This window comes from Paenochrobactrum pullorum (assembly GCF_041929845.1).
GTDB classification, from domain to species: Bacteria; Pseudomonadota; Alphaproteobacteria; order Rhizobiales; family Rhizobiaceae; genus Paenochrobactrum; species Paenochrobactrum pullorum.
The window spans coordinates 1-25,868 of the sequence record NZ_JBHEEH010000018.1; the positions used below are offsets into that span (position 1 = coordinate 1).

At 51.3% G+C, this 25,868-nt stretch carries 19 protein-coding genes; 11 read left to right on the forward strand and 8 right to left on the reverse strand.

Annotation, left to right across the window (positions count from 1 at the left end):
- Positions 1–467: 467 nt before the first annotated feature.
- Complete coding sequence (locus tag JNC77_RS15710; RefSeq protein WP_374834197.1) at positions 468–2,423, forward strand: M23 family metallopeptidase; 1,956 nt, start codon at positions 468–470, stop codon at positions 2,421–2,423.
- A 69-nt stretch (positions 2,424–2,492) separates the two neighbouring features.
- Here the strand turns inward: JNC77_RS15710 and JNC77_RS15715 are convergent, their stop codons facing one another.
- From JNC77_RS15715 to JNC77_RS15745, 7 genes are all read right to left on the reverse strand, one after another.
- On the reverse strand, positions 2,493–3,878 hold the full coding sequence (locus JNC77_RS15715; RefSeq protein ID WP_374834199.1) for a L,D-transpeptidase: 1,386 nt from the start codon (positions 3,876–3,878) through the stop codon (positions 2,493–2,495).
- Between the two features lie 199 nt (positions 3,879–4,077).
- Positions 4,078–6,678 (reverse strand): ATP-dependent chaperone ClpB, encoded by a 2,601-nt coding sequence (gene clpB / locus JNC77_RS15720; protein WP_374834201.1) that lies wholly within the window; start codon positions 6,676–6,678, stop codon positions 4,078–4,080.
- 195 nt (positions 6,679–6,873) lie between these two features.
- Positions 6,874–7,821, reverse strand: coding sequence for a DUF4167 domain-containing protein (locus tag JNC77_RS15725; RefSeq protein ID WP_374834203.1), 948 nt, complete (start codon positions 7,819–7,821; stop codon positions 6,874–6,876).
- A 315-nt stretch (positions 7,822–8,136) separates the two neighbouring features.
- Positions 8,137–9,009, reverse strand: a complete 873-nt coding sequence (gene prmC / locus JNC77_RS15730; RefSeq protein WP_374834205.1) for a peptide chain release factor N(5)-glutamine methyltransferase — start codon at positions 9,007–9,009, stop codon at positions 8,137–8,139.
- Positions 9,006–10,079: a peptide chain release factor 1 gene (prfA, locus tag JNC77_RS15735; protein ID WP_374834207.1), complete on the reverse strand. Its 1,074-nt coding sequence runs from the start codon at positions 10,077–10,079 to the stop codon at positions 9,006–9,008. Before prfA ends, prmC begins: the two co-directional genes overlap by 4 nt.
- Before the next feature lie 124 nt (positions 10,080–10,203).
- The gene (gene ptsP, locus JNC77_RS15740) at positions 10,204–12,474 is read right to left on the reverse strand and encodes a phosphoenolpyruvate--protein phosphotransferase (RefSeq protein ID WP_374834209.1); all 2,271 of its coding nucleotides are present in this window, start codon (positions 12,472–12,474) and stop codon (positions 10,204–10,206) included.
- A gap of 189 nt (positions 12,475–12,663) precedes the next feature.
- Positions 12,664–13,914 (reverse strand): aspartate kinase, encoded by a 1,251-nt coding sequence (locus JNC77_RS15745; RefSeq protein ID WP_374834211.1) that lies wholly within the window; start codon positions 13,912–13,914, stop codon positions 12,664–12,666.
- Between the two features lie 187 nt (positions 13,915–14,101).
- On the opposite strand from JNC77_RS15745, the gene ubiG reads away from it, so the two are divergent.
- Positions 14,102–14,851, forward strand: a complete 750-nt coding sequence (gene ubiG, locus JNC77_RS15750) for a bifunctional 2-polyprenyl-6-hydroxyphenol methylase/3-demethylubiquinol 3-O-methyltransferase UbiG (RefSeq protein WP_374834213.1) — start codon at positions 14,102–14,104, stop codon at positions 14,849–14,851.
- Between the two features lie 15 nt (positions 14,852–14,866).
- On the opposite strand, the gene JNC77_RS15755 is transcribed toward ubiG, so the two are convergent.
- Complete coding sequence (locus JNC77_RS15755; RefSeq protein ID WP_374834215.1) at positions 14,867–15,754, reverse strand: DMT family transporter; 888 nt, start codon at positions 15,752–15,754, stop codon at positions 14,867–14,869.
- A 332-nt stretch (positions 15,755–16,086) separates the two neighbouring features.
- On the opposite strand from JNC77_RS15755, the gene JNC77_RS15760 reads away from it, so the two are divergent.
- From JNC77_RS15760 to JNC77_RS15800, 9 genes are all read left to right on the forward strand, one after another.
- Positions 16,087–16,764, forward strand: coding sequence for a GntR family transcriptional regulator (locus tag JNC77_RS15760; RefSeq protein WP_374834217.1), 678 nt, complete (start codon positions 16,087–16,089; stop codon positions 16,762–16,764).
- Positions 16,757–18,214 carry an aldehyde dehydrogenase family protein gene (locus JNC77_RS15765; RefSeq protein ID WP_374834219.1) on the forward strand — a complete coding sequence of 486 codons (1,458 nt, stop codon included), beginning with the start codon at positions 16,757–16,759 and terminating at the stop codon, positions 18,212–18,214. The genes JNC77_RS15760 and JNC77_RS15765 overlap by 8 nt, the downstream gene beginning before the upstream one ends.
- 32 nt (positions 18,215–18,246) lie before the next feature.
- Positions 18,247–18,993 (forward strand): glucose 1-dehydrogenase, encoded by a 747-nt coding sequence (locus JNC77_RS15770; RefSeq protein ID WP_374834221.1) that lies wholly within the window; start codon positions 18,247–18,249, stop codon positions 18,991–18,993.
- Positions 18,994–19,031: 38 nt separating this feature from the next.
- Positions 19,032–20,510, forward strand: a complete 1,479-nt coding sequence (locus tag JNC77_RS15775; protein WP_374834223.1) for an ABC transporter substrate-binding protein — start codon at positions 19,032–19,034, stop codon at positions 20,508–20,510.
- Between the two features lie 136 nt (positions 20,511–20,646).
- A complete protein-coding gene (locus JNC77_RS15780; protein WP_374834225.1) occupies positions 20,647–21,597 on the forward strand; it encodes an ABC transporter permease in 951 nt (316 codons plus the stop codon).
- Positions 21,597–22,463 (forward strand): ABC transporter permease, encoded by an 867-nt coding sequence (locus JNC77_RS15785; protein ID WP_374834227.1) that lies wholly within the window; start codon positions 21,597–21,599, stop codon positions 22,461–22,463. Before JNC77_RS15780 ends, JNC77_RS15785 begins: the two co-directional genes overlap by 1 nt.
- Entirely contained in the window at positions 22,460–23,470 is a 1,011-nt protein-coding gene (locus tag JNC77_RS15790) for an ABC transporter ATP-binding protein (protein WP_374834229.1), read from the forward strand. The genes JNC77_RS15785 and JNC77_RS15790 overlap by 4 nt, the downstream gene beginning before the upstream one ends.
- The gene (locus JNC77_RS15795; RefSeq protein WP_374834231.1) at positions 23,467–24,441 is read left to right on the forward strand and encodes an ABC transporter ATP-binding protein; all 975 of its coding nucleotides are present in this window, start codon (positions 23,467–23,469) and stop codon (positions 24,439–24,441) included. The genes JNC77_RS15790 and JNC77_RS15795 overlap by 4 nt, the downstream gene beginning before the upstream one ends.
- Positions 24,442–24,471: 30 nt before the next feature.
- Positions 24,472–25,860, forward strand: coding sequence for an amidase (locus tag JNC77_RS15800; protein ID WP_374834233.1), 1,389 nt, complete (start codon positions 24,472–24,474; stop codon positions 25,858–25,860).
- The last annotated feature ends 8 nt before the right edge of the window (positions 25,861–25,868 follow it).

Genomic DNA, 25,868 nt, shown 5'->3' on the forward strand with positions numbered 1-25,868 from the left:
ACGAAGCTGTCTGCCGCTAGCAGCGCCGCCGCCCTCGTTGTTCGCCTTATAGGGCAACCAATCTAAAACTGTCAACGTTGTTTTTAAGTTATTTTGAATGTTTTATGACTTTTATTGAATTTTCTTATTTCGCCCTGTGTATAAACACCCAATGGCTGACGAAACGCTCAATTGGCCTTCCCATAAAAGGTAGGGACTTCCTTATATATGAGGTCATAAAGCAGCCTCATTAAATTATTAGACAGCAAGCCATCATTTATATGATTGTTCACAAGCTCTTATTATTGACTTCACACACAGGGATTGGCAAAACTTGAATGACGACAATGGTAGGCTTTGCTTACTTTCTTCAGCGCTACCTGAAAACTGTTGTGGAACTCGCACCGCATTTCGATTCTATCGTGAAGCGGTTTTGATACTGTGAACACGTGTATCATATAGCCAACTATGGGATACCCTGTATTAATATGACGCTGTCTCAACGCGATCAACACTACACCGGCGACGAGCCCCCGCTTACAGTGGGTGGAAAACGGCGTCCGCCTGATCGTCGCGATGTCTCTGCGCGTTGGCTTGTCGGAACATTCTTAACCGGTGTCACTTCTTGTACTCTCATTGGCGTTGCATTATTTGCAGCGCTTGATGGTCGCGAGCAATTGGCAACGCCTGCTGAATTATTGGCGCGTGAAGACATCCAGCCAATCGTTCAACAAGATGTCAGTAAAGGCAGCCGCATCGTCAGTGCTATTGCCAAACAAAAACCGCAAGACCGCCGCCGGATGGAAATTTCCACCATGCTGAAGGTCGGCGAGCGTGAAGTGATACGAACCCGCCCGTTTGAATATGTCAAAATGGCTTTAGCGGTTGATCACCCGACAAATCGTAAATATCCGGCTTTCAACGCATTGGAGGTTTTCTCGGAAGGTCCTTCGGCGCCACAACCTGCCAATACCGGGCAGATTTATGGCGCTAAAGTAGAAAGCGAAATCAGTCTTCGCGTTGTTGATTTTCCAATGTCGGCCACTAGCTTTGATACAAGCGCTGATTTGAGTGTGGAAGACGTTGAGAATATTGTCCGTGATACCGGCATTTTGCTGACTGACGGCGATGTTCAGGTTGCTTCACTCCATTACGTCGACCCATTGCGTTTTGGTGCCAGTGAATCGCTGTTTTCCTTAGCACCTTCTATCGGCGTACGCATTACGCAGGAAAATGTAAGCGTTGCCGCACGCAATGAAGGTTCGGAATTTGCCGGTGACGGTTTTTCGGAAGAGCTCATTCCGTTCAGAAATGCTGCCAATATCAGCGATGCATTATCAAGTGCAGGTTACAGCGATGACAGTGCGCTGCAAATGGCGGAAGCATTGGCTAAATTGATGAATTCGCCGCGCCTGAAAGAAGGCAGCGTTTTGCGTGTCGGGGTTGAAAGCCGTAATGGTGAGGACCGGATCGTCCGCGCCAGTATCTATAGCAACACCACACATCTGGTGACCGTAACGCTCAATGACAAAGCACAATATGTGCCGTCCGATGAACCCGAATCTACACCATTATTGGCATCCGCTTTTGATGGTGAAGTGATGGCGCCACGTTTGCGTGGTGATTTGCCAAGTGTTTATGACGGCATCAGCCGTGCCGCTCTCGCCTATGGCATGACCGATACGATGCGGACACAACTAATTAAAATGCTGGCATCCGATGTCGACTTGCAGGGAAAACTCAATCCGTCGGATCAGTTGGAAGCATTTTTCTCGCTGCCGGATGATTCCGACAGTGCCGATGACGATTCGCAGCTTCTTTATGTGTCAGCCAATTTTGGTGGTACAATACGCAAATTTTATCGCTATCAGGCTCCCAACGGCGCGGTCGATTACTTTAACGAAAACGGCAAAAGCGCAAAACAATTTTTACTGCGTAATCCGGTGCCGAATGGTGTCTTCCGCTCGCCATTCGGCATGCGCCGCCATCCGATCCTCGGCTATAGCCGTATGCATACAGGTGTTGACTGGGCAGCGCCACGCGGAACACCGATCATTGCCTCCGGTAATGGTGTTGTCGAAAAAGCCGGTTGGTCCAACGGCTATGGGAACCAGACGCTTATCCGTCATGCCAACGGCTATGTCAGTAGTTATTCGCACCAAAATGCAATTGCCAATGGGGTAACGCCGGGTGCAAAAGTGCGTCAGGGACAAGTAATCGGCTATGTCGGCTCCACCGGTCTTTCGACCGGCCCACATCTGCACTATGAGCTGATCGTCAACGGCACAAAGGTTGATCCACTGCGTATCCGCCTGCCCGACAATAAAGCTTTGAGCGGCAAAGAATTGGAAGCCTTTACACGTGAGCGTGACCGCATTGATAAATTGCTCAATGATCAGGGAGACGGCACCAAGCTTGCCGCGAACAGCTCAACCAATGGCTAAGCTTTTATGTTCTCTTACGGAGCAATAAACCATAAAACCGCTGAAATCACTTTCTGCGGTTTTGTTGTTTTACTCGGTAAATTCGACCGTCACACCCGGCCCGACCAGTTTGGCCAGCTCTTGCGCATCCCAATTGGTCAAACGCACACAGCCATGACTGGATGTCTTGCCGATTTTCGACGGTTCGGGCGTGCCATGAATACCATAGGTCGGTTTTGACAATGCAATCCAGACAGTTCCAACCGGCCCGTTCGGCCCAGGCGGAATTGTCAGTACTCTATCATTGTTGCCCTGTTTGAAATTGACTTTCGGATTGTAGGTATAGTTGGGATTAATAGCGATACGCTCAACCTGCACGATACCTGAAGGTGACGGATTATCCGATGAGCCGATTGTTGAAGGATAAGCCACAATCAGCTTGCCGTTTTCATCATAACCGCGCACTTGTTTGCGCGCTTTATCGGCAATGATGCGCGCCACTTTCGGTTTTTTTACCCGCTTGATATTCGGTACTTTGATGATTGTTCCCGGTTGGCCAAAATTCGCGCCCGGATTGAGCTCTTTCAAATAAGCCTCATCAATATGGAAACGTTCACCCAACATTTCAGCATGCGACGTATAGGCCATGCTCGAAAGTTTGGCTTTTTCCGCATAATCGGATGGAATCGATGCAACCAGATTTTGTGCGGCATCCTGATCGGTAATCATATATTCTTTGAATGCAGCGCCGCCCGTTGCTTCCAATTCGGCATTAATTGCCGCTTCATCCTGCGGATTGATAAAACGACCCGTCAATTCACTATAAGCCGCAGCAGCCTTATCGACATTGCTGCCGGCGCGGCCATCAATCACTCCCGGTGATGCACCCGCACGATCAAGCAAGACCTGATAAGCAGCAATTTTTGCTTTCGCGCCCTGCCCTTTCGGCATTTCAACCGCAGGCGTCATATCATTGATGTCAGGATAATTACGTGATTGTCCCAGTTCTCTCTGACGGTTTTCCTGTTCGTAATCAGGAATACTGGCCTGATCATATTCATCACTGCCAATCGGCGGCAATTCATTGCGTTCGATCTGTCCGTCACGATTATAATCATAATCGGGTGCGGAAGGTGCAGCCGGATAATAATTGGGATCTTCCGGCACATTGCCGAAACCATCATAAGGCGCACCGCCATCCACCGGACCATTCAATGTCCAGTTTCCACCACCGCGATAACCGCGGCGCCCTCTTGTTTGTTCCTGTTCATAAGCCGGCTCAACCGAAATGATGCGTCCACGCCGATCCATGGTGACACGTTGCCCCTTCGGGTCGATATAAACTCTGATCTGGCCATCACTGAAAACCTGCTCACCCGGATCATAAAGCTGTGCCGAAGCAGGTGCACTCCACCACACCGGTGATGTGAGTGTTGCCAACAATGCCAAACGAGACAATGACCGGTAATATGCCATGGAAAAACCCTGCAGAGAAAATGTCTTCACCCCAGATGCCGCATTTATAGTTAACAAACATCTAACTTTTGGAGTTCTTACAAAAGGAAGGTGACGCCAAAGTGGCCAAATTGAAGAGGGATAGAATAAATAAAGCCGGCCAAAACTTTTGACCGGCTTCAATTGTTTCATTTTACCTTTGAAGGCAGACCAAAGAAAATCAGCTTTCTTCAGTGATCATTCCGGCTTTCGATTTGAAATTCAGCCTGTCGGAACCGGCAGAAATTTCCACAATCGAACCGTCAAGAACATCACCGAGCAGGATTTTCTCTGCCAGCGGATCCTGCACTTCTTTCTGGATCACACGTTTCAACGGACGTGCACCATAAGCCGGATCATAGCCCTTGTTGGACAACCAATCGCGGGCATCATCGTCCAGTTCCAAATGAACTTTACGGTCAGCCAGCAATTTTTGCAGACGTTCAAACTGAATATCGACAATCGCCCCCATATCGGAACGGCGCAGACGATGGAACAGAATGATCTCGTCCACACGGTTGAGGAACTCCGGACGGAACGAAGCACGTACCACCGCCATGACATCCTCACGGGCGCTGTCGACAGAATCATCTTCGCCTAAGTTCACCAGATATTCCGCACCAAGATTGGACGTCATGATGATCAGCGTATTACTGAAATCAACAGTGCGTCCCTGACCATCGGTCAGGCGGCCGTCATCAAGCACCTGCAACAGCACGTTGAAAACATCCGGATGCGCCTTTTCAATCTCGTCAAACAAAATGACCTGATAAGGGCGACGACGGACTGTTTCGGTCAATACGCCACCTTCCTCATAGCCTACATAGCCCGGAGGGGCACCAATCAGACGGGCAACGGAATGTTTCTCCATGAATTCCGACATATCGATACGCACCATCGCACTGTCATCGGCAAAGAGGAACGAAGCCAATGCCTTTGTCAGCTCGGTTTTACCAACACCGGTCGGGCCTAGGAAAATGAACGAACCAATCGGACGGTTAGGATCCTGCAATCCGGCACGCGCACGGCGCACCGCCTTGGAAACAGCTTGCACGGCTTCAGCCTGACCAACAACCCGTTTGCCGATTTCGTCTTCCATACGCAGAAGTTTTTCGCGCTCGCCCTCCAGCATACGGTCGACAGGTATACCCGTCCAGCGGGAAATAATCTGTGCCACATGATCAGGCGTTACGGTTTCTTCTACCAGGGAACCGCGATTTTCCTGACTTTCAGCATCCACCAGTTCTTTTTCAAGCTGCGGAATTTTGCCATAAGCCAATTCACCGGCTTTCTGGAATTCACCGTTACGCTGGGCGATTGCCAAAGCGTTACGCGCATCTTCCAGTTTCTTTTTCAGGTCTGCCGCATGGCCAAGCTTCTGCTTTTCCGCCTGCCATTTGGCCGTCAGTTCAGCAGATTCCTCTTCCAGATCGCTCAGTTCTTTTTCAAGACGTACGAGACGGTCTTTTGAAGCTGCGTCGGTTTCCTTCTTCAAAGCTTCGCGTTCAATTTTCAGCTGCATGGCGCGGCGGTCAATCTCGTCGAGCTCTTCCGGTTTCGAATCCACCTGCATTCTCAGGCGTGATGCAGCTTCATCCACAAGGTCAATTGCCTTATCCGGCAGGAAGCGGTCGGTGATGTAACGGTTCGACAATGTGGCAGCGGCAACAAGAGCCGAGTCAGAGACCCGCACTTTATGATGCTGCTCATATTTTTCCTTCAAACCGCGCAGAATTGAAATCGTATCTTCAACCGTTGGTTCATTGATGAATACCGGTTGGAAACGACGGGCAAGGGCTGCATCCTTTTCCACATATTTGCGATATTCATCCAAAGTTGTTGCACCAACGCAGCGCAATTCACCACGCGCAAGTGCGGGTTTGAGCAAGTTCGATGCATCCATCGCACCATCGCTTTTACCGGCACCCACAAGTGTGTGCATTTCATCGATGAACAAGATGATCTGACCGTCCGCGCTCTGCACTTCCGACAGAACCGCTTTGAGGCGTTCTTCAAATTCACCGCGATATTTAGCACCCGCAATCAATGCGCCCATATCCAGCGCCATCAATTGCTTGTCTTTAAGGGATTCCGGCACATCACCATCGACGATACGCAGAGCCAAACCCTCAGCAATCGCGGTTTTACCCACGCCCGGCTCACCAATCAGTACCGGATTGTTTTTGGTACGGCGTGACAAAACCTGAATGGCACGGCGGATTTCTTCATCACGACCGATAACCGGATCAAGCTTGCCGTCACGTGCGTCTTCCGTCAAATCACGCGCATATTTTTTCAAAGCATCATAATTGCCTTCGGCAGAAGCAGAATCAGCCGTACGACCTTTACGCATATCGTTGATCACCTTATTCAGTGCATTGGCCGTCACACCGGCTTTGCTTAAAATTTCAGAACTTTTGGCAGATTTTTCAATCGCAAGTGCCGTCAGAAGACGCTCAACAGTCACGAAACTATCACCGGCTTTAGTGGCCAGTTCTTCAGCTGTTGAGAAAACCTTTGCGAGTGGCTGTGACAGATATAGCTGATCATTGCCGCCGGTTACTTTGGGAACAGCATTCAATGCTGCATCCAGACCGATACGCAATTGCGCAAGATTACCACCTGCACGTTCAATCAGTGATGCTGCCAAGCCTTCATTATCATCCACCAGAACCTTCAGCATATGCTCGGGCATAAATTGCTGATTATTGGCGTTTAAAGCATAGGTTTGTGCAGACTGAATAAAACCGCGAACGCGTTCAGTGTATTTTTCTATATTCATAATTGTCTCCTTCATCCATCCCGGCCTGTAACAGCGCCGAGCGGTCTTTGGTGACGAGTCCCCAGATGAGGCGGACTCCATCTGGTTATGATATGGGATGAGTTTATGCGTTCGGCAAGAAGACTGCAAATATTCTGTAATAAAAAAGACGCGAAAGTTGAACTCTCGCGCCTTTCATTGATTATAAAGCTAAATTTAAGCTTCTGAAGCTTCTTTTACCGGTTCTGCATCATCTTCTTTGACACGGCGCGGGCGACCGGGACGACGACGAACCGGTTGTTCACCATCAACCTCGGCGGCAGCTTCAGCAGGTTTGGCACGTGGCGTACGTGGCTTGGCAGGAGCAGCCTTTTTAACCGGCTTTTCTTCTGCTTCAACAACAGCTGCAACCGATGCCACAACAGGTTCTGCTTTCACAGCAACCGGCTGTTCCTGTGCAATCTCGACGGCCTTCACAACCGGCTGTTCATTTACTTCCGGCTGCCCGGAATTTTCAGTAAAATGCGTGATCGGCTGAGGTGCATCAGGGGCAACAGGTGCACCATGCTGTTCAAAACGAGACGGACGGCGCGGACGCTGAATGCGGCGCTGCTCACGATCTCTGCCATTATTATTGTCACGATTTTGATGATCACGATTTTGATTATCGCGGTTCTGATCACGGCTCTGGGCCCGTTGTTCATGAGAACGCGTAGGGGCACTATTGTCTTCGTCATAAACGACTTCAGCTGGAGTGCCTTCGATGAAAGGCTGAGGACCGCTGCCGCTTACATCCTGTGACGGAGCATTGTTGTGGCCGTTATGAGATGATGCAGCGGCAAAGCCCTGCTCTTCATCATCGGCACCTTCGTCATCAAAACTTTCATCCCGCTGGAAATGTTGCGGGTTCTGTGCCTGCGCTTGCAAAATAATGCGATTATAATGTTCCGCATGCTGCAGGTAGTTTTCAGCCATCACGCGATCACCGGAAACTTGTGCATCTCTTGCCAGAGTCGCATATTTCTCTGCTATATGCTGTGCATTGCCGCGGATTTTCACATCCGGGCCGTTGCTTTCATAGTTACGCGTCAGAGGATTGGGACCCTTGCGGTTATTGTTATTCCCCCGTCCACGCATGCGCCTGTTCTGCTGTGCTGGCCTCATACTCATATCTCTTTTCAGATTAAGGGTACATAAGACCTGCGCGATCATAAAGATCAACGGGTCTCGTATTTTGAGCTACAGAAGGGAATGCACCCTAATATCCCATCTGTATAATGCTCTGAATGTGGTACTTACCGTTAAAACTTAACCGGCCTGATTTTTAGACCCCGTTTTTCAGACCTTAGGCGGCCTTGCACTTTGTGGTGCAGTCAAAAACCAAAATTTCGGACGGTGATCGGAACCTAAACAGATTTGCCGGAAATTCCAAGCGTTTTTATTGATTGCCTCTCGATTATCTGCATTATTTTGCAATTTTTATGCTTTTTCAAAAAGCAGCGCTCTCTCATGTCCGCCGAGATCTTTGTTTGAGCACGCAAGCTTAAAATCATAATGATTAAAAATCAATTCCACGTCAGATAGCTGACCTGCACCAATTTCAATGGCGATCACTCCATCTTCATATAAGTGATTTGCACCATGTTGTGCAAGAGCGCGATAAAAATCAAGTCCGTCTGCACCGCCATCCAGCGCCGCTACCGGATCATATTCTTTAACTTCGCGTGAAAGTGCGGCAATTTCATGATGCGGAATATAAGGCGGATTGGAGGTAATCATATCATAGCGCCCGCTCACATTGGCAAACCAATCACTATGAATTGCTGCAAAACGTGAAGAAACACCGGCATTTTCAGCATTGATACGCGCCGTGCTCAAAGCATCGTGCGCAATATCCACCGCCACACAACGCGCCTTTGCGCATTGATGCAACAACGTAATAGCGATGATGCCGGTTCCGGTGCCCATATCCAGCACATCCACCACTTGTTTATCGTCCGCTTTCTTCTGCAAAACCGGCAAGACCAGTTCGATCAAAGCTTCGGTATCAGGGCGCGGCTCCAACGTTTCTTTGGAAAGCTGAAACTCAAGCCCCCAAAATGCGCGACTTCCGATGATACGATACACTGGCTCACCGTTCAAACGTCGCTCCAAAGCAGACTGCCAAAGTGCAATTTTTTCCTCATCAATCACCTGCTCCGGACGGCTGATCATATCCATACGTGAGGTCACTGTCGCCCATTCCGTTAAAAGACGGGCATCGAAGGCCGGATTTTCAAGCCCTGCCGCTTGAAAGGTATCACGCATCTGCGCAAACATTTGCCCCAATTGCATCACGTCGGCCTTGCTCATTCACCAAGCTCGGTCAGCAATGCGGTCTGATGATCAGAAATCAGTGCATCCACCAATTCGTCCAGCTCGCCCTCCATCACACGGTCAAGCTTATAAAGTGTAAGATTGATGCGGTGATCTGTTACACGTCCCTGCGGGAAATTATACGTACGGATGCGCTCTGAACGATCCCCCGACCCCACCTGACTGCGTCGTGCTTCGGAGCGTTCACTCTCTGCCTTCTGGCGTTCCATATCATAAAGGCGGGCGCGCAAAATCTGCATCGCACGGGCGCGGTTTTGGTGTTGCGATTTTTCCGCCTGCACCACCATCAAACCGGTTGGAATATGGGTGATACGAACAGCCGAATCAGTCGTGTTAACGTGCTGTCCCCCCGCGCCAGAGGCGCGCATTGTATCAATACGAATATCTTCATTGCGGATTTCAATATCAATATCGGCAGCTTCCGGCAGCACAGCAACTGTTGCAGCAGAAGTATGAATACGTCCGCCTGCCTCGGTTTCCGGCACGCGCTGTACGCGATGGGCACCGGATTCAAACTTCAGTTTCGAGAACACGCCCTTACCGGAAACGGTCCCGATAATTTCTTTATAACCACCAGCATCGCCTTCGCTGGAACTAACCAGCTCCACACGCCAGCCTTTTTCCGAAGCATAGCGCTCATACATACGAAACAAATCACCGGCGAAAAGCGCTGCTTCCAAACCGCCGGTACCAGCACGAATTTCCAAAATCGCGTTTTTCTCATCGGCTGCATCTTTGGGTAAAAGCAGGATCTGCACTTCCTGCTCCAAAACCTCGACGCGCTCCTGAAGAGCCGGCAATTCTTCTGCCGCCAGCGCACGCATATCTGCGTCGGTACCAGCATCATCCTTCATCAGGCTCAGCTCTTGCGCTTCTTCACGCGCTGATGACAATTCACGGATTTTACCGACCACCTCTTCCAGTTCCGAATATTCGGATGCCAGCTTCACATAGGTTTCCGAATCCGGATTGGAAGCCATCTGGCTTTCAATCAACGAAAAGCGTTTCAGAAGCTGGTCCATACGGTCCTGCGGCAATGCGATCATAAGGTAAGTCCGATACAAAGATATTGAAAATTAGCGGTTTAAAAACCACCCATTTAGCCTTCCGGCAAAATAAACGAAAACGAGCGCAAAGCGTGAGGCTTCGCGTCAATAATCTGAAGTCTAGCTACAACGGAATATCGTTATCGCGCGCAAAATCCAGCAAAAGTTCACGTAAAGAATGCGCGTCATTATGCTTGTCCAACTCGCCCTGCAACAGCTTGTTGAGCTTGCTTGCATCCAAGGCACCTAACATGGCTTTCACCGGCCCGATGGTTGCAGCCGACATGGAAATCGAGCGGAAACCTAGCCCGATCAATGTCATCGCCATCAACGGACGTCCGGCCATTTCACCGCATAAAGTCACCGGGGTGTTATGGCGCAGGCTCGATTCCACAATATGGCGCAACACCCGCAAAAATGCTGGTGACAACTGGTCAAAGCGGTCTGCAATCAGCGAATTACCACGATCAACCGCCATTAAAAACTGGAACAAATCATTGGAACCGACAGAGACGAAATCAACCGCATCCATCAATTCGCCCATTTGCCAAAGGAGTGATGGCACTTCGATCATCGCGCCGAGCTTCACTTTTGCAGGCAGTTGATAATCAAACTTCGCCAGATGGCGCACTTCGCGGTCGATAATTTCGCGCGCGGCTTTCACTTCCGCCACTTCCGTCACCATCGGCAGCATCATGCGCAATTCGCGCCCGCCCGAAGCTTTCAAAAGAGCGCGCAACTGGGTGCGGAAAAGACCCGGTCGATCAAGCGTCAGGCGAATGGCCCGCCAGCCCATCGCCGGATTTTCTTCCTGCCCGGTCGAGCGGAAATAAGGCAACACCTTATCACCGCCAATATCAAGCGTTCGGAATGTCACCGGCTTTTCACCAGCGGCATCCAGCACCGAGCGATAAAGCTTTTCCTGCTGCTCGGCCTTCGGGAAAGTCGAGGCAATCATGAATTGCAATTCAGTGCGGAAAAGCCCGATCCCGACAGCACCGGACGCTTCCAATTGCGGCAGATCAACCAGCAAGCCGCCATTCATATAAAGCGCAATTTCTTCGCCATCCAAAGTGACGGCCGGCTTGTCGCGCAATTCCTGATAAAGCTTTTGGCGCCGTGCGCGGAACCTGACTTTTTCAGCATAGGCCGCTTCGACATCCGATTGCGGACGCAAATGTACAATACCGGCATCACCATCAACAATGATTGCATCATTGTTTTCAGCCATCGAAACAACGCCTTTGGCTTGCCCGACAACCGGAATCCCCATCGCACGTGCCACAATCACCACATGGCTGGTGGCTGCACCATCTTCCAGCACCACGCCGCGTAAGCGCTCGCGCGGATAGTCAAGAAGTTCAGCAGCACCCATCGAGCGTGCCACAATAATGGCATCCTTAACCATGCTTTCGGCAACGGTCTTGGCATCATGCCCCATCAGCTGGCGCAGCAAACGATTGGCCAGATCATCAAAATCCGACAAACGCTCGCGGATATAAGGATCGGTCAGATGCACCATGCGCGCGCGTGTATCGCTTTGCACTTTTTCAACGGCGGCTTCCGCAGTCAGACCATTATGGATCGCCTCTTCAAGACGGCGCTCCCAGCCACGATCATTGGCAAACATCCGATAGGCTTCCAGCACCTCACGATGCTCGCCCTCGGTTGCCACTTCACGGCGCGACAACATATCATCGATAGAAAGACGCAGCGATCCGATTGCATTTTCCAGACGCTTGATTTCAGCGTCGGTATCTTCATTGAAAAGATTGGTCACCACAATGCGCGGCTCATGCAGAACCACATGGCCAAGGCCGATGCCGTCATTAAAGCCGCCAGCGGTAAAGCTCATGGAGCGGCCAAGATCAAGCTCGATACCCGGACGCGCCAAACGCGTACCGTCACCGGTAGCAATGATTTCCGCCAGCACCATAGCCGTGGTTTCGAGTGCTTCCACCTCGTCTTCACGATAGGCACGCTTGGTACGGTTTTGTACGACAAGTACGCCAAGCGTGCGGCCGGCACGCAACACAGGCACACCCAAAAATGAATTATAAGCTTCTTCACCGGTTTCCGGCAAATAGGCGAAGGCAGGATGATTCTGGGCATCGGTCAAATTAAGCGCACGTGCTGTGGCAGCAATGGTGCCAACCAGCCCCTGCCCAAGACGCAATTGTGCCAGATGCACGGCTTGCGGATTAAGACCAACGGTTGCGTAAAGCTCCAGCACACTATCGGCGCGCAAAACATAAAAGGAGCAAACTTCCGCGACCATATTTTTCGCGATTTCGTTCACAATGCGATCAAGACGCACCTGTGGCTCCAACGCCTCCGCCATTAATTCGCGAAGTCGCTTGAGCAATACACGGGGACCGGTCGTCAGCTCACGCATAGGCGATCGAATGCTCCTTATAATGGTTCATGTAAGCAGATACCTCTTCGAAGGCGGCCAAATCACAAACCAGACAAGATAATGTCGACGTATTACATCGCAAGTAACACGTCGACAATCCTTTTGGGCATTTTTAAGCCGCGCGTCTAGAGTCTAAAACGCGGCTCGGAGTAACAAAAGCGTTTTTTCTTATTTATCCAGACCGTAAACACCATGCAGAGTGCGCACAGCCAGTTCTGCATAAGGTCCGTCGATCAAAATAGAAATTTTGATTTCCGATGTGGTGATAGCGCGGATATTGATGCCTTTTTCAGCCAATGCACGGAATGCGGTGGCTGCAACACCTGCATGGCTGCGCATACCGATACCGATGACAGAAATTTTCGCCAGACCTGATTCTGACTGAACAGTATCACAGCCCACTTCACCCTTGACCTTCTCAAGCGCTTTAACCGCTTTTTCCAGATCACCGGAGGGAACGGTGAATGTCATATCTGTTTTGGTGCCGTCTTCAGATACATTCTGGACGATCATATCGACATTGATACGCTCTTCCGCCAGAGGACCGAAAATAGCTGCCGACACACCCGGCTGGTCAGCAACACGGCGCAGTGAAATCTGAGCTTCATCCTTGGCAAAAGCGATACCGGTCACAACCTGCTGTTCCACGATTTCTTCCTCGTCGCAAATAAGTGTTCCGGGAGGGTTGATAGGATCATCCATGCCCGGCGCATTAGGATCCGTAAAACTTGAACGTACAAAGGTTCGAACCTTATGTACCATAGCCAGTTCGACTGAGCGAACCTGCAAAACCTTGGCACCAAGAGAAGCCATTTCCAGCATTTCTTCAAAAGAAATCTTTGCCAGACGCTTCGCTTTTGGCTCGACGCGCGGATCGGTCGTATATACGCCGTCCACATCGGTATAAATATCGCAGCGGTCTGCCTTCACAGCGGCAGCAATCGCTACCGCAGATGTATCCGAACCACCGCGGCCCAGCGTTGCAATGCGGTTATCAGGGCCAATGCCCTGAAAGCCTGCAATCACTGCAACCTGTCCTTCACCGAAGCGTTCGATCAGGAATGAACCGTCAATATCAACGATACGTGCCGCACCATGGGAATTATCGGTGCGGATCGGGATCTGCCAGCCCTGCCATGAACGGGCATGGACACCCATTCCTTGCAGACAAATAGCCAGCAAACCTGCGGTTACCTGCTCACCGGAGGCAACCACCGCATCATATTCACGGGCATCATGCATTGCGGAAGCTTCACGCGTCCAAGAGACAAGCTCATTGGTTTTGCCGGCCATAGCCGAAACAACAACAGCAACTTCGTTGCCCGCGTCTACTTCACGTTTAACATGTCGTGCCACATTACGGATGCGGTCGATGTCGGCTACTGAAGTGCCGCCGAATTTCATCACGATGCGCGCCATGGTATGGATACGTCCCGAATTCTGAAAATTTCACCTGAGCCTGCTGAAACATTATTTTGTTGCTCAACAGACAATCCGCGGGTGACATACCTAAATTGTGAGCAATCCGCAAGGTTCTCAAGTGATTTCTTGCTTGACTTTCTTTTTCTCCCGTTCAAGTCCATGATGGAAAGCCATGGAGACGATTATGAGCGAAACATCACGCACCACAATTGACGCTGCTGAAATTGAGCACTTCTCGCGAATCGCAGCACAATGGTGGGATCCGCAGGGCAAATTCCGCCCACTGCATAAATTCAATCCGACACGGCTTGCCTATATTAAAGAAATGGCCTGCGCGCATTTCAACCGCGATCCGATGCTTGCACGCCCGCTGGAAGGTTTGCGCATTCTTGATATTGGTTGCGGCGGCGGCTTGCTTTGCGAGCCGATGGCGAAACTTGGTGCCACCATTATTGGTGCCGATGCCTCAGAAACCAATATTGAAGTGGCCAAAATTCACGCCCAACAAAGCGGCGTTGAGGTGGATTACCGCGCAACCACTGCCGAAGCGCTGGCGGAAGCCGGTGAAAAATTCGACATAGTGCTCAATATGGAAGTGGTTGAGCATGTTTCAGACGTTGATCTCTTCATGTCTGCTACCAGCGAAATGGTCAAACCCGGTGGATTGATGTTTGTTGCCACCATCAATCGCACCTTAAAAGCGCTTGGACTTGCCATTTGGGGCGCGGAATATATCCTGCGCTGGCTGCCACGCGGCACACACCAATATGAAAAACTGGTGCGCCCGAGCGAGCTGGAAGCAGCGCTGAACAAAGCCGGTCTGCAAGTGGCTGACGAACTCGGGGTTACTTACAATCCGCTGACCGACAGCTGGAACCGCTCCCGCGATCTGGATGTCAATTATATGTTTCTGGCCAAGCGCCCGGAAGCATGAAAAGAAACTTGAGACTTACTTCGCACTTTGTGCCTTGGTGGTAAAGAAAACCCCCAAGGCAATCACCAGCGCACCGAACCATGTCAGCATCTGATAATGTTCGCCCATAAAGAGCGTACCTGAAATCAGCCCGATAGCAGCCGCTACATAGCCCATCTGACTCAAATAAACCGGCCCGCCGACAATTTGCAGCTGGAAATAGAGCGTAAACATCAATGCCGAGACGACCGCCTGAATGAACACCATCCAAGGGGCTGCCATTAATTGGCTGATAGGAAAATCACCATCCACAAACAGCATACTTATAATCAGCAGCAAAGCTGCGGCCAGATGCGAACCACAAGCCAGTTCAACTGGATCGGCATTTTTCGGCCAGTCAATGGTGCGGTAAACATTGCCGACAGCCAGCACCACCGGAATGAGCAGCGCCACAATAAGCCATAAAGGCTCGGCCACCGAGCCGGTTTCACCGCGGGTAATGGCCACCAAAAGTGCACCTAAGAATCCAACCGCAATGCCTATAACGCCTAAAGAATTCGGCCGCTTCAAACCGCATACAACTGAAAGCAGCAATGTGGTGACCGGTGATAGCGTATACATGATGCCGGTAAAACCAGCGCCCAAATGTGGGATCACTGATAAGACCATGACATTGGGCAAAGCATAAGAAACGGCAGCAGCAATAAAATAATAGCGCAAATGATGCGTTGAAAAATTTAAAAAACGCGCCCTCGCCAATAAGAATCCCAGCAAAATCAGCCCTGCCCCAGCCGAAATGACAAACGCCCACATGAAAGGTGAAATATGCAGAGAGGCTGCTATTTTACCAAAAGGCAAAGTCAACCCCAGCATGGCACCTGTAGAGACCAGCAAGAACAAGGCTGACTGCATTAACTGATTCATTGAGATCAACCTTATCTGGGCCTCATAGCACATGTATTTTTATCGTGCCCTTAACAGAAATCTTTACAGCACTAAAATCTTCTGAGAAGCCCGTTGATCACTTTATTTTGACAAAACAACTCCAAGAATAATTTTCTTACAAGGTCACTCACTTTCCCGCACATAACGAAACCTATATTTTGAAATAAAATTACGTTTAAGCCATTTCAATGGCGTTTTTTCAGCTTAAAAAAACCTTCAAAAACACGAATATTTCTGATTGACGCATTTTGTATCCAGGATGTAGTATCCAAAAACCAAGATTTTGACATTAATCTCAGGAGGGGGAGCTATTGTCAGCTTTTGAATGGCGTGGCCAAACCCGCTTGCTCGACGAAGTCGCAGAAACACTGCGCGAGCGAATTTATACGGGCGACTACGCCCCCGGCACCATTTTGCGGCAAGAACATATCGCGACAGAGTTCGGCATCAGCCGCACACCTTTGCGTGAAGCGTTGCGCGTACTTGAGCGTGACGGTCTTGTGGTGCATCAGGCAGGCAAAGGTGCGCGTGTCGCCAGTGCCGATCTGCCACGCTTGCTTGACGCCTATGCATTACGGGAAGTGATTGATGGCGTTGCTGCCCGCTTTGCCGCCGAACGCGCCACCGACAAAACCATTGATGCGTTGAAAAAGCTGATCGAAGAACAAGCGGCTATGGTCGATCCGTGGGATCCTAAAGCCTATACCCAGTCTAATGTCGATTTTCACATGGCGATTATGGATGCGAGCGGCAACTCTTCGCTCCATGCCTTCATTCCGCTTTTACGTTTAACTTCGCAGGTTTTCGCCCCAGCTTTTTCCCTATCGGTTGAGCGCGCACGGCATGCGGTTTCCGAACATCGTCTGATCGTCGATGCGATTGCTGCGCGCGATGGTGATGCCGCCGAAAATCTCGCCCGCTCACATATCCGTGCCACATCTGCAAGACTAAAGGCTGAACGGCCTGATCTGGAGTTCAAGAATGTCTAACAACAACAGTCTTCCCCGCTATGGAAACTTCATTGATAATAAATGGCAGGATGCCGTTTCCGGTGAAGTTCTGACGCTGAAAAACCCATCCGACGGCAGTGATTTGGCTCTGATCGCCCGCGGCACACAGACCGACATTGATTTGGCTGTCGCAAGTGCGCGTAAAGCGCTAAGCGGTGAATGGGGCAAGATGACTGCAACCGAACGCGGTCGTATTCTGCACCGCATGTCGGAAGCTGTACTCAAAAAAATCGATCTTTTAGCTGAACTCGAAGCCAAAGATGTTGGCAAGCCAATCACGCAGGCACGCGCTGATGTGGTAGCTCTGGCGCGTTATCTGGAATTTTACGGTGCATCTGCCGATAAAGTTCATGGCGACACGCTGCCATATCAAAACGGTTTCACTGTGCTTTCCGTTTATGAGCCGCTTGGTGTTACCGGTCACATCATTCCATGGAATTACCCGATGCAGATCATCGGCCGTTCACTGGGTGCAGCACTCGCCATGGGCAATGCCGCCGTGGTTAAACCTGCTGAAGAAGCCTGCCTCACCATTTTGGAATTTGCCCGCATTGCTCAAGAGGTAGGTCTGCCATCCGGTGCGCTCAATGTCGTTACCGGCCTTGGCGTAGAAGCAGGTGCCGCCCTTTCCGGTCATGCTGGCATCAATCATATTTCCTTCACCGGCTCGCTTCGCACCGGTGAAGCCGTGCAAGCAGCTGCCGCCAAACATGCCGTGCCTGTTACGCTGGAACTTGGCGGCAAATCCCCGCAGGTGGTGTTTGCCGATGCAGATTTGGAGCGCGCATTGCCGTTTCTCGTCAATGCAGGCATTCAAAATGCCGGACAGACCTGCTCGGCCTCTTCACGCATTCTGGTACAGCGTGACGTTTACGAAACCGTTGTCGCGCAAATGGCTGAACGCTACCGCGCGCTTAAAGTCGGTGCGGCACTCAGCGACCCGTCTGTCGGCCCTGTTGTTTCAGACCGTCAGAAAGCAATCGTCGACGGCTTTATTGAACTGGCACATAAAGACGGCCTCACTATTGCTGCTCAAGGCGAAATGATTGCAGGTACACCGGAAAACGGTGCCTATGTTTTGCCAACCTTGGTACGCGATGTGCCTGCCGACCATCCGTTGGCACAGCAAGAAATCTTTGGCCCCGTACAGGTTATCATGCCGTTTGACACCGAAGAAGAAGCAATCGTGCTTGCCAATGGTACCGACTTCGGCCTTGTTTGCGGCATCTGGACCAATGACGGCGCACGCCAACTACGCATGGCACATGCTGTGCAGTCCGGTCAGGTTTTCATCAATAATTATGGCGCTGGTGGCGGTGTGGAATTGCCTTTCGGTGGCGTGAAGCGTTCCGGTCATGGCCGCGAAAAAGGTTTCGAAGCCCTTTATGGTTTCGCGAGCCTGAAAACCATTTCGCTCTACCACGGCTAATCATTATATACAGAGTTTGAGGAGAAGAGATTATGTCTCTTAAAGGTAAAATCGCCCTGATCACCGGTGCAGGCTCAGGTTTTGGTGAAGGTATGGCCAAGCGCTTTGCTGAAGGCGGTGCCCAAGTTGCTGTTGTTGACCGTGACGAAGCAGGTGCCAAACGTGTAGCCCAGGAAATCGGCTCCAACGTCATTGCAATTGCTGCCGACATTTCCAAAGAAGCCGATGTCAACGCAGCCATTGCTGCAACAATCGAAAAATTCGGCCGTATCGATATTCTCGTCAACAATGCCGGTATTGGCCATAAACCGCAAAATGCCGAATTGGTGGAACCAGACGAATTTGACCGTATCATCGGTGTGAATATTCGCGGTATCTATCTGGCTGCACGCGCCATTATCCCGCATTTCAAAGAAAATGGTGAAGGCGTTATTCTCAATATCGCCTCGACAGGTGCCAACCGTCCGCGTCCAAATCTTGCATGGTACAATGCCACCAAAGGCTGGGTTGTAAGCGTTACCAAAGCATTGGCGATTGAACTGGCGGCATTCAACATTCGTGTTAATGCGCTTAATCCGGTTGCTGGCGAAACACCGCTTCTGACCACCTTTATGGGTGAAGACTCGGAAGAAATTCGTGCTAAATTCCGTGCATCCATTCCGCTTGGCCGTCTGCTCAAGCCGGAAGATCTGGCCGAAGCTGCGGCATATCTGTGCTCACCACAGGCTAGCATGGTTACCGGTGTTGCGTTAGATGTGGACGGTGGACGTTCGATTTAATTTTGTGGCCTAAAACAACGATTATAAGGGAGGGCATAATGAACAAAAAACTATTTGCCGGTCTGGTCTCCGCGGCCATGCTGGCATCCATCAACGGCGCTTTCGCCAAAGATCATCTGGTGGTGGGTGAGGTGCTTGAGCCTCCGGGTCTCGATCCAACAGCCAATGCTGCATCCGCCATCCGCCGCGTGACTTATGCCAACCTTTATGAAGGTCTGGTACGTATTGCCGAAGACGGCTCCATTCAGCCAGCCTTGGCTGAAAGCTGGACCATTTCGCCGGACAACCTCACCTACACGTTCAAACTGCGTGAAGGCGTGAAGTTCCACGACGGCGAGGCTTTTGACTGCTCCATCGTCAAGTTCTCCTATGAACGTGCGATGGCGGAAGATTCAACCAATGCCCAAAAAGGCTTGTTTGAACCAATCGCATCAACCGAATGCCCTGATCCTGCTACTGCTGTGGTAACACTTAAACGTCCGGCCTCGAACTTCTTGTTCGGTATGGGTTGGGGTGATGCTGTGATGATCGGCAAGCAGTCGGCTGAAAACAACAAAACCAATCCGGTCGGCACCGGTCCTTTCAAATTCAAGCGCTGGGTACAAGGTGACCGCGTCGAGTTTGAAAAGAACTCTGATTACTGGGGCACACCTGCCAAGCTTGAAGGCGTCACCTTCCGCTTCATCAGTGATCCGTCAGCGGCTGCCGCAGCAGTCATGGCTGGCGACATTGATCTCTTTGCAGAGTTTCAGGCGCCGGAATTGCTCAACCGCTTCAAGAGCGATGAAAATCTGCATGTCGAAGTGGGCAGCACCGCTGGTAAAGTTGTAATGTCACTCAATAATGAGCGCGCACCATTTGACAATGTCAAATTCCGTCAGGCTCTGGCACATGCGATTGACCGCGATGCTTTCATTGATGCTGTTTCGTCCGGCTATGGCACCGCCATCGGTTCTCATTCCACACCGGCAGAACCAGGTTACATCGATCTGACCGAGGTTTACCCATATGATGTTGCGAAGGCAAAAGAACTCTTAAAAGAAGCAGGCGTTGCGGAAGGCACAAGCTTTACCATCACTCTGCCGCCTCCGGCCTATTCCCGCCGGGGTGGGGAAATCATTGCAGCCATGCTTGCCGAGATCGGCCTGCAGGTTAATCTGGTTCCGATGGAATTTGCCCAGTGGCTCGATCAGGTTTTCAAACGAGCAGATTATGAAGCGACCATTATCGGTCACACCGAAGCACGCGACCTCGATATTTACGCCCGCGATAAATACTACTTCAACTATAAAAATCCGGAATATAGCGCTCTTTATAAGACCTATACGGAAACCACAGATGAAGCAAAACAACTGGAATTGCTAGGCCAGTTGCAGCGGAAACTCGCGGAAGACGAGCCAAATATTTTCCTCTATGCACTGCCAAAAATCGGTGTCTGGAACAAGAAAGTACAAGGCGTTTGGAAAAATCTGCCATTGCCGGCAAATGATCTGACCGCCGCTTACTGGGCTGATTAGAGCATTTCCAGCAAAAGTGTGAAACGGTTTTGCGTCGGATAATGCGATAAAACGAAAAGTTATAGAATAATAAAATTATCCCTCCCGTCATTGCAAATGGCAAAGGCGGGAGGGATTAAAAAACGGGAGACAAAATTTGCTGAGTTATATTTCTGGACGTTTTGTCTCATTAATACTCACGACCCTTGCTGCCTCAGTGATCGTTTTTTTGCTGATGCAGGTTTTGCCGGGCGATCCGGCAGCAGTTATGCTTGGCATTAATGCGCAGCCTGAAACACTGGCAGCGCTGCAAAAGCAGCTCGGCCTCGATGCGCCTTTATGGTCGCGTTATCTGTCGTGGATTTCCGGTTTTGTCGTCGGTGATTTCGGTGTCAGCTATACTTATTCTGTGCCAATCAGCGAATTGCTAGGGCCACGTATTCTTGTCACATTGCCGCTCGCAGTTCTGGCAATGGGCATTTCCGTGATTATCGCCATTCCGCTCGGCGTTATCGCCGCCTCCAAGCGCGGCAAGGCTTTTGATGTCGCTGGTATGGGTGCGGCTCAAGTGGGTGTTGCTATTCCTAATTTCTGGCTCGGGCTGCTGTTGATTTTGCTTTTTGCTTTGCAGCTTGGCTGGTTTCCGGCTTCCGGCTTTGGTGGCTGGGAAGATGGCTTGTGGAAGGGGTTACGCTCGCTGATTTTGCCAGCTGTTGCGCTGGCTCTGCCGCTTGCCGCCATTTTGGCACGCGTCACCCGCTCGGCCGTCATTGAAACTTTAGGCGAAGACTTCATCCGCACGGCACGCGCGAAAGGCTTACCGCGCAGTGCCGCCCTTTGGAAACACGCCGTTCCCAATGCGCTAATCCCGGTTGTTACCATCATCGGCTTGCAGTTTTCATTTCTTCTGGCAGGTACCATCATTATCGAGAATGTTTTCAATCTGCCGGGCGTTGGCCGGTTGATTTTCCAATCCATCGCGCAGCGCGATCTCATCACCGTGCAATCCTTGGTCACGCTTTTAGCGGCCAGCGTGATTACCGTCAATTTTCTGGTTGATCTGGCTTACGGCTTCCTTGATCCGCGCCTTTCAACGGGAGGTCACTGATGAGCGACGTGACCGTAACCCAATCCAAAATCGGCAAAGTGCTTTCCGGCATTGGCTTGAGCCGCAGCCTGATGATCGGCTGTATCGTCACCGGCCTGCTCATTGCGATGGCACTGATTTCTTATATCTGGACGCCGTTTTCCCCCACCGGCCTCAACATTAAAGACAAATTGCAAGGGCCAAGCAGTGTCCATTGGTTCGGCACCGATGCCTTTGGCCGCGATGTCTTTTCGATGATTATGGTGGGAGCGCGCAATTCTATCGCTGTTTCCATCATTGCTGTTGCCGTTGGTGCCGGCATCGGTATTCCGCTTGGCTCTTATGCAGCCGCACGCGGCGGCTTTATCGACGGCATCATCATGCGCTCGACCGATCTGGCCTTTGCGTTTCCATCCCTGTTAACCGCCGTTATCATCACCGCCATTTTTGGCCCCGGTGCAGTGAATGCGATGATCGCCATCGGTATTTTCAACATTCCGGTTTTTGCCCGTGTTACACGCGGTGCTTCGTTGGGCTTGTGGAAGCGTGAATATGTGATGGCGGCGCGCTGTGCAGGGCGCGGCGACATTGCCATAACGCTTGATCACGTTTTACCCAATATCGGCCATGTGTTGATTGTGCAGGCAACCATTCAGTTTGCGCTCGCCATTGTTGCCGAAGCCGGTCTTTCTTATGTCGGCCTTGGCACCCAGCCGCCCATGCCAAGCTGGGGAAAAATGCTCAATGATGCCCAGACTTATATTTACGATGCGCCGTGGCTTGCGATTTTCCCCGGCCTTGCCATTACATTTGCGGTTCTTGGCCTCAATATGCTTGGCGACGGCTTGCGCGATACGCTTGACCCACGCGTCAGGAGGCAAAGATGAGCCTGCTCGAAATTAACCAGATGAATGTGAGCCTGCCTATCGGTTCACGTCAGGTCAATATTCTCACCGACATCACCATGACACTTAATCGCGGCGACCGTTTAGGCATTGTCGGCGAAAGTGGTTCCGGCAAATCCATTACTGCTTTGGCGGTGATGGGCTTGCTGCCCGACCGGATGCAGGTCAATGGCACTTTGCGTTTTGATGGTAAAGACCTCACCACCATGTCGGAGAGTGAGCGCTGCACTATGCGCGGTCGTCGTGCTGCGATGATTTTCCAAGAGCCGATGACCGCCCTTAATCCAGTCAAAACCATTGGTTCGCAAATCACCGAAGGCCGCCGTCTGCATTTGGGCGAAAACCGTGCCGACGCCGAAGCCAAAGCCCGCCAATTGCTTGACCGTGTCGGTCTGCCGGGCCCACGCTTCAGTCTTGATCTTTATCCGCATCAGCTTTCAGGTGGTCAGCGCCAGCGCGTGATGATTGCAATGGCGATTGCCTGTGAACCTGATTTGCTGATTGCCGATGAGCCGACCACCGCGTTGGATGTGACCGTTCAGGCACAAATTCTTGATCTGCTTGATGATCTCGTCGATGAAACCGGCACCGCTTTGATGCTGATTACCCATGATCTGGGCGTTGTGTCGGAAATGACCGACAAACTTGCCGTGATGTATGCCGGACGCATTGTTGAAACAGGTAGCACACAAGACGTATTCCGCCGTATGGCGCATCCTTATGCGCGTGGCCTTTTTGCCGCCTCGCCGCATGGTGCGGCTTTAACCACCAAAGATGGCAGCCGCAGCCGTCAGCGTCTGGCCGCTATTCCGGGCGTGGTGCCTGATCCGTTGCACCGCAAACAAAACTGCACATTTTCTGACCGCTGCTCATTCGTTGAAGCCAAATGCCGTGAACTTGTGCCGCCTTTACTACCATTCGGCGACAATAATGAAGCCGCCCATAAAGTCGCTTGTTTTTTCCCACGTGAAGATGAGGTCGTGGCATGAGTAAACCACTACTTCAGGTTAAAGATGTTGTGCGCGAATATCCGATGCCGCGCCATTCGATCTTTTCTGCACCTAAACATTTACGCGTTTTACATGGGGTTAGCATTGAGCTGAACCCGCGTGAAAGCTTAGGGATTGTCGGTGAAAGCGGATCAGGTAAATCCACCCTTGCCCGTGCCGTGATGGGATTGGAGCCACCGCAATCCGGCCAAGTCCTCATTCAGGATCAGGATATTTATGCGCTTGATCGCGCAGCCATGCGCGAAGCCCGCAAACAGTTTCAAGCGATTTTCCAAGATCCATATGGTTCGCTTGATCCGCGCCACACCGTACAGCGTATCATCAGCGAGCCGATCAATTCGCTGGAAGGCAATATCTCTGCGGCTAAGCGCAAAGCGCGTGTGCAAGAGGTTTTGGAAGCAGTCGGCCTGCCCCCTGCATCAGCGGACAAATATCCGCATGAATTTTCCGGCGGTCAGCGCCAGCGTATTGCCATTGCGCGGGCATTGATTACCCGCCCTGCCCTGATCGTGGCCGATGAGCCGGTTTCCGCGCTCGACGTTTCCATTCAGGCGCAAGTGCTCAATCTGATGATGGATTTGCAAGACAAATTCGGTCTGTCTTATCTCTTCATCAGCCATGATTTGGGCGTTGTGCGTGTGATTACCGACCGTGTCGCCGTGATGCATCTGGGGCGTATTGTCGAAGAAGGCCCGACCAATACGGTCTTTGACAATCCACGCCATCCTTACACGCAAGCATTGGTCAATGCGGTGCCGAAACCATTTTCGGGACGGCGCAAAAGATCTAAAGCTGCGGGTGAACATGTGGTTGCCGTGCACACCGAATCCACCGGTCAGGGATGCGCTTATGCGCCAGCCTGCCCGATGGCTCAGGCGATCTGCCTGCAACAAGACCCGAAACAAAAAACAATCCAGCAAGGCTGGTATGCCCGCTGCCATTTTGCCTGACATTTACATCCATGTTTTTGAGGAGAAACCATGACAAATCTTGCTGATCTGTCCGCTGTTGAACTTGTTACGGCCTATAAATCCAAAGACCTTTCTCCTGTCGATGTTACAGAAGCGGTTATCACCCGTATTGAGGCTTACGAGCCATCGCTGCATGCGATGTGGGCGTTTGACCCATCCGCTGCGCGTGAAGCTGCCAAGCAGTCTGAAGCCCGCTGGATGCAAGGCGCGCCTGCCGGTGCCATTGATGGTGTACCGCTGACGATCAAAGAAAATATAGCCACCAAAGGCACCGCCGTGCCGCTTGGCTGTGCCGCTTCCGATATGACACCAGCGGTCAAAGATGCACCCGCTGCTGCCCGCACCCGCGAAGCCGGTGGTGTGATTTTGGGTAAAACCACCATGCCGGATTTAGGCATGTTGTCCTCCGGTCTTTCCAGCTTCCATGAGCTGGCCCGCAACCCTTGGAACCTGGACACCAATCCGGGCGGCTCCAGTGCCGGTGCCGGTTCTGCTGCGGCTGCCGGTTATGGCCCATTACATATTGGCACAGATATTGGCGGCTCCATCCGCCTGCCTGCCGGTTGGTGCGGTGTAGTCGGCTTGAAGCCTTCATTCGGCCGTATCCCGCTTGATCCGGCCTTTTTGGGCCGTGTTGCAGGGCCAATGACCCGCACCGTTGCCGATAGCGCACTTTATATGTCTGTTCTGTCCTTGCCAGACCGCCGCGACGGCATGAGCCTGCCTTATCAGGAGCTGCCTTGGATGGATCTGGACATCGATCTTAGAGGCAAAAAAATCGGTCTCTGGCTGGATGCTGGCTTTGGCGAACCAGTTCAGCCACAGGTGAAAGCAGCCGTAGAAACGGCTGCAAAACTCTTTGCCGATGCTGGTGCCATTGTCGAGCCGATTGAGCCGTTCCTTAATCGCACCATGATTGATGGTCTGGATCGATTCTGGCGTGCACGCTCTTGGAGTGATGTGTCAAAAATGAGCCGCGAAAATCAGGAAAAAATCTTAGCCTATATTTTCGCATGGACAGAAACCGCCAAGGAACTGGATGGTCAGGAAGTCTATACCGGCTTTGCGCAGATGGATGCGATGCGTTACGCCTGCCTCAAAGCTTCCGAAAACTTCGACTTTATCATTTCGCCAACCGCGCCAATGCCGACCTATCCGGCACATTGGGCGTCACCGGTCAATGATCCGCAAAAGCCGTTTGAGCATATCGCTTTCACAGTTGCGATGAATATGTCGGAGCAACCGGCCATTTCGGTCAATTGCGGCTACACGAATGATGGCTTGCCAATTGGTTTGCAAATTTTCGGACAGCGCTTTGATGATCTGGGCGTACTTCGCATGGCGAAAGCCTATGAAGATATGCGTCCTGCACAAAAACCTTGGCCTGTAATCGCCTAACAACGGGA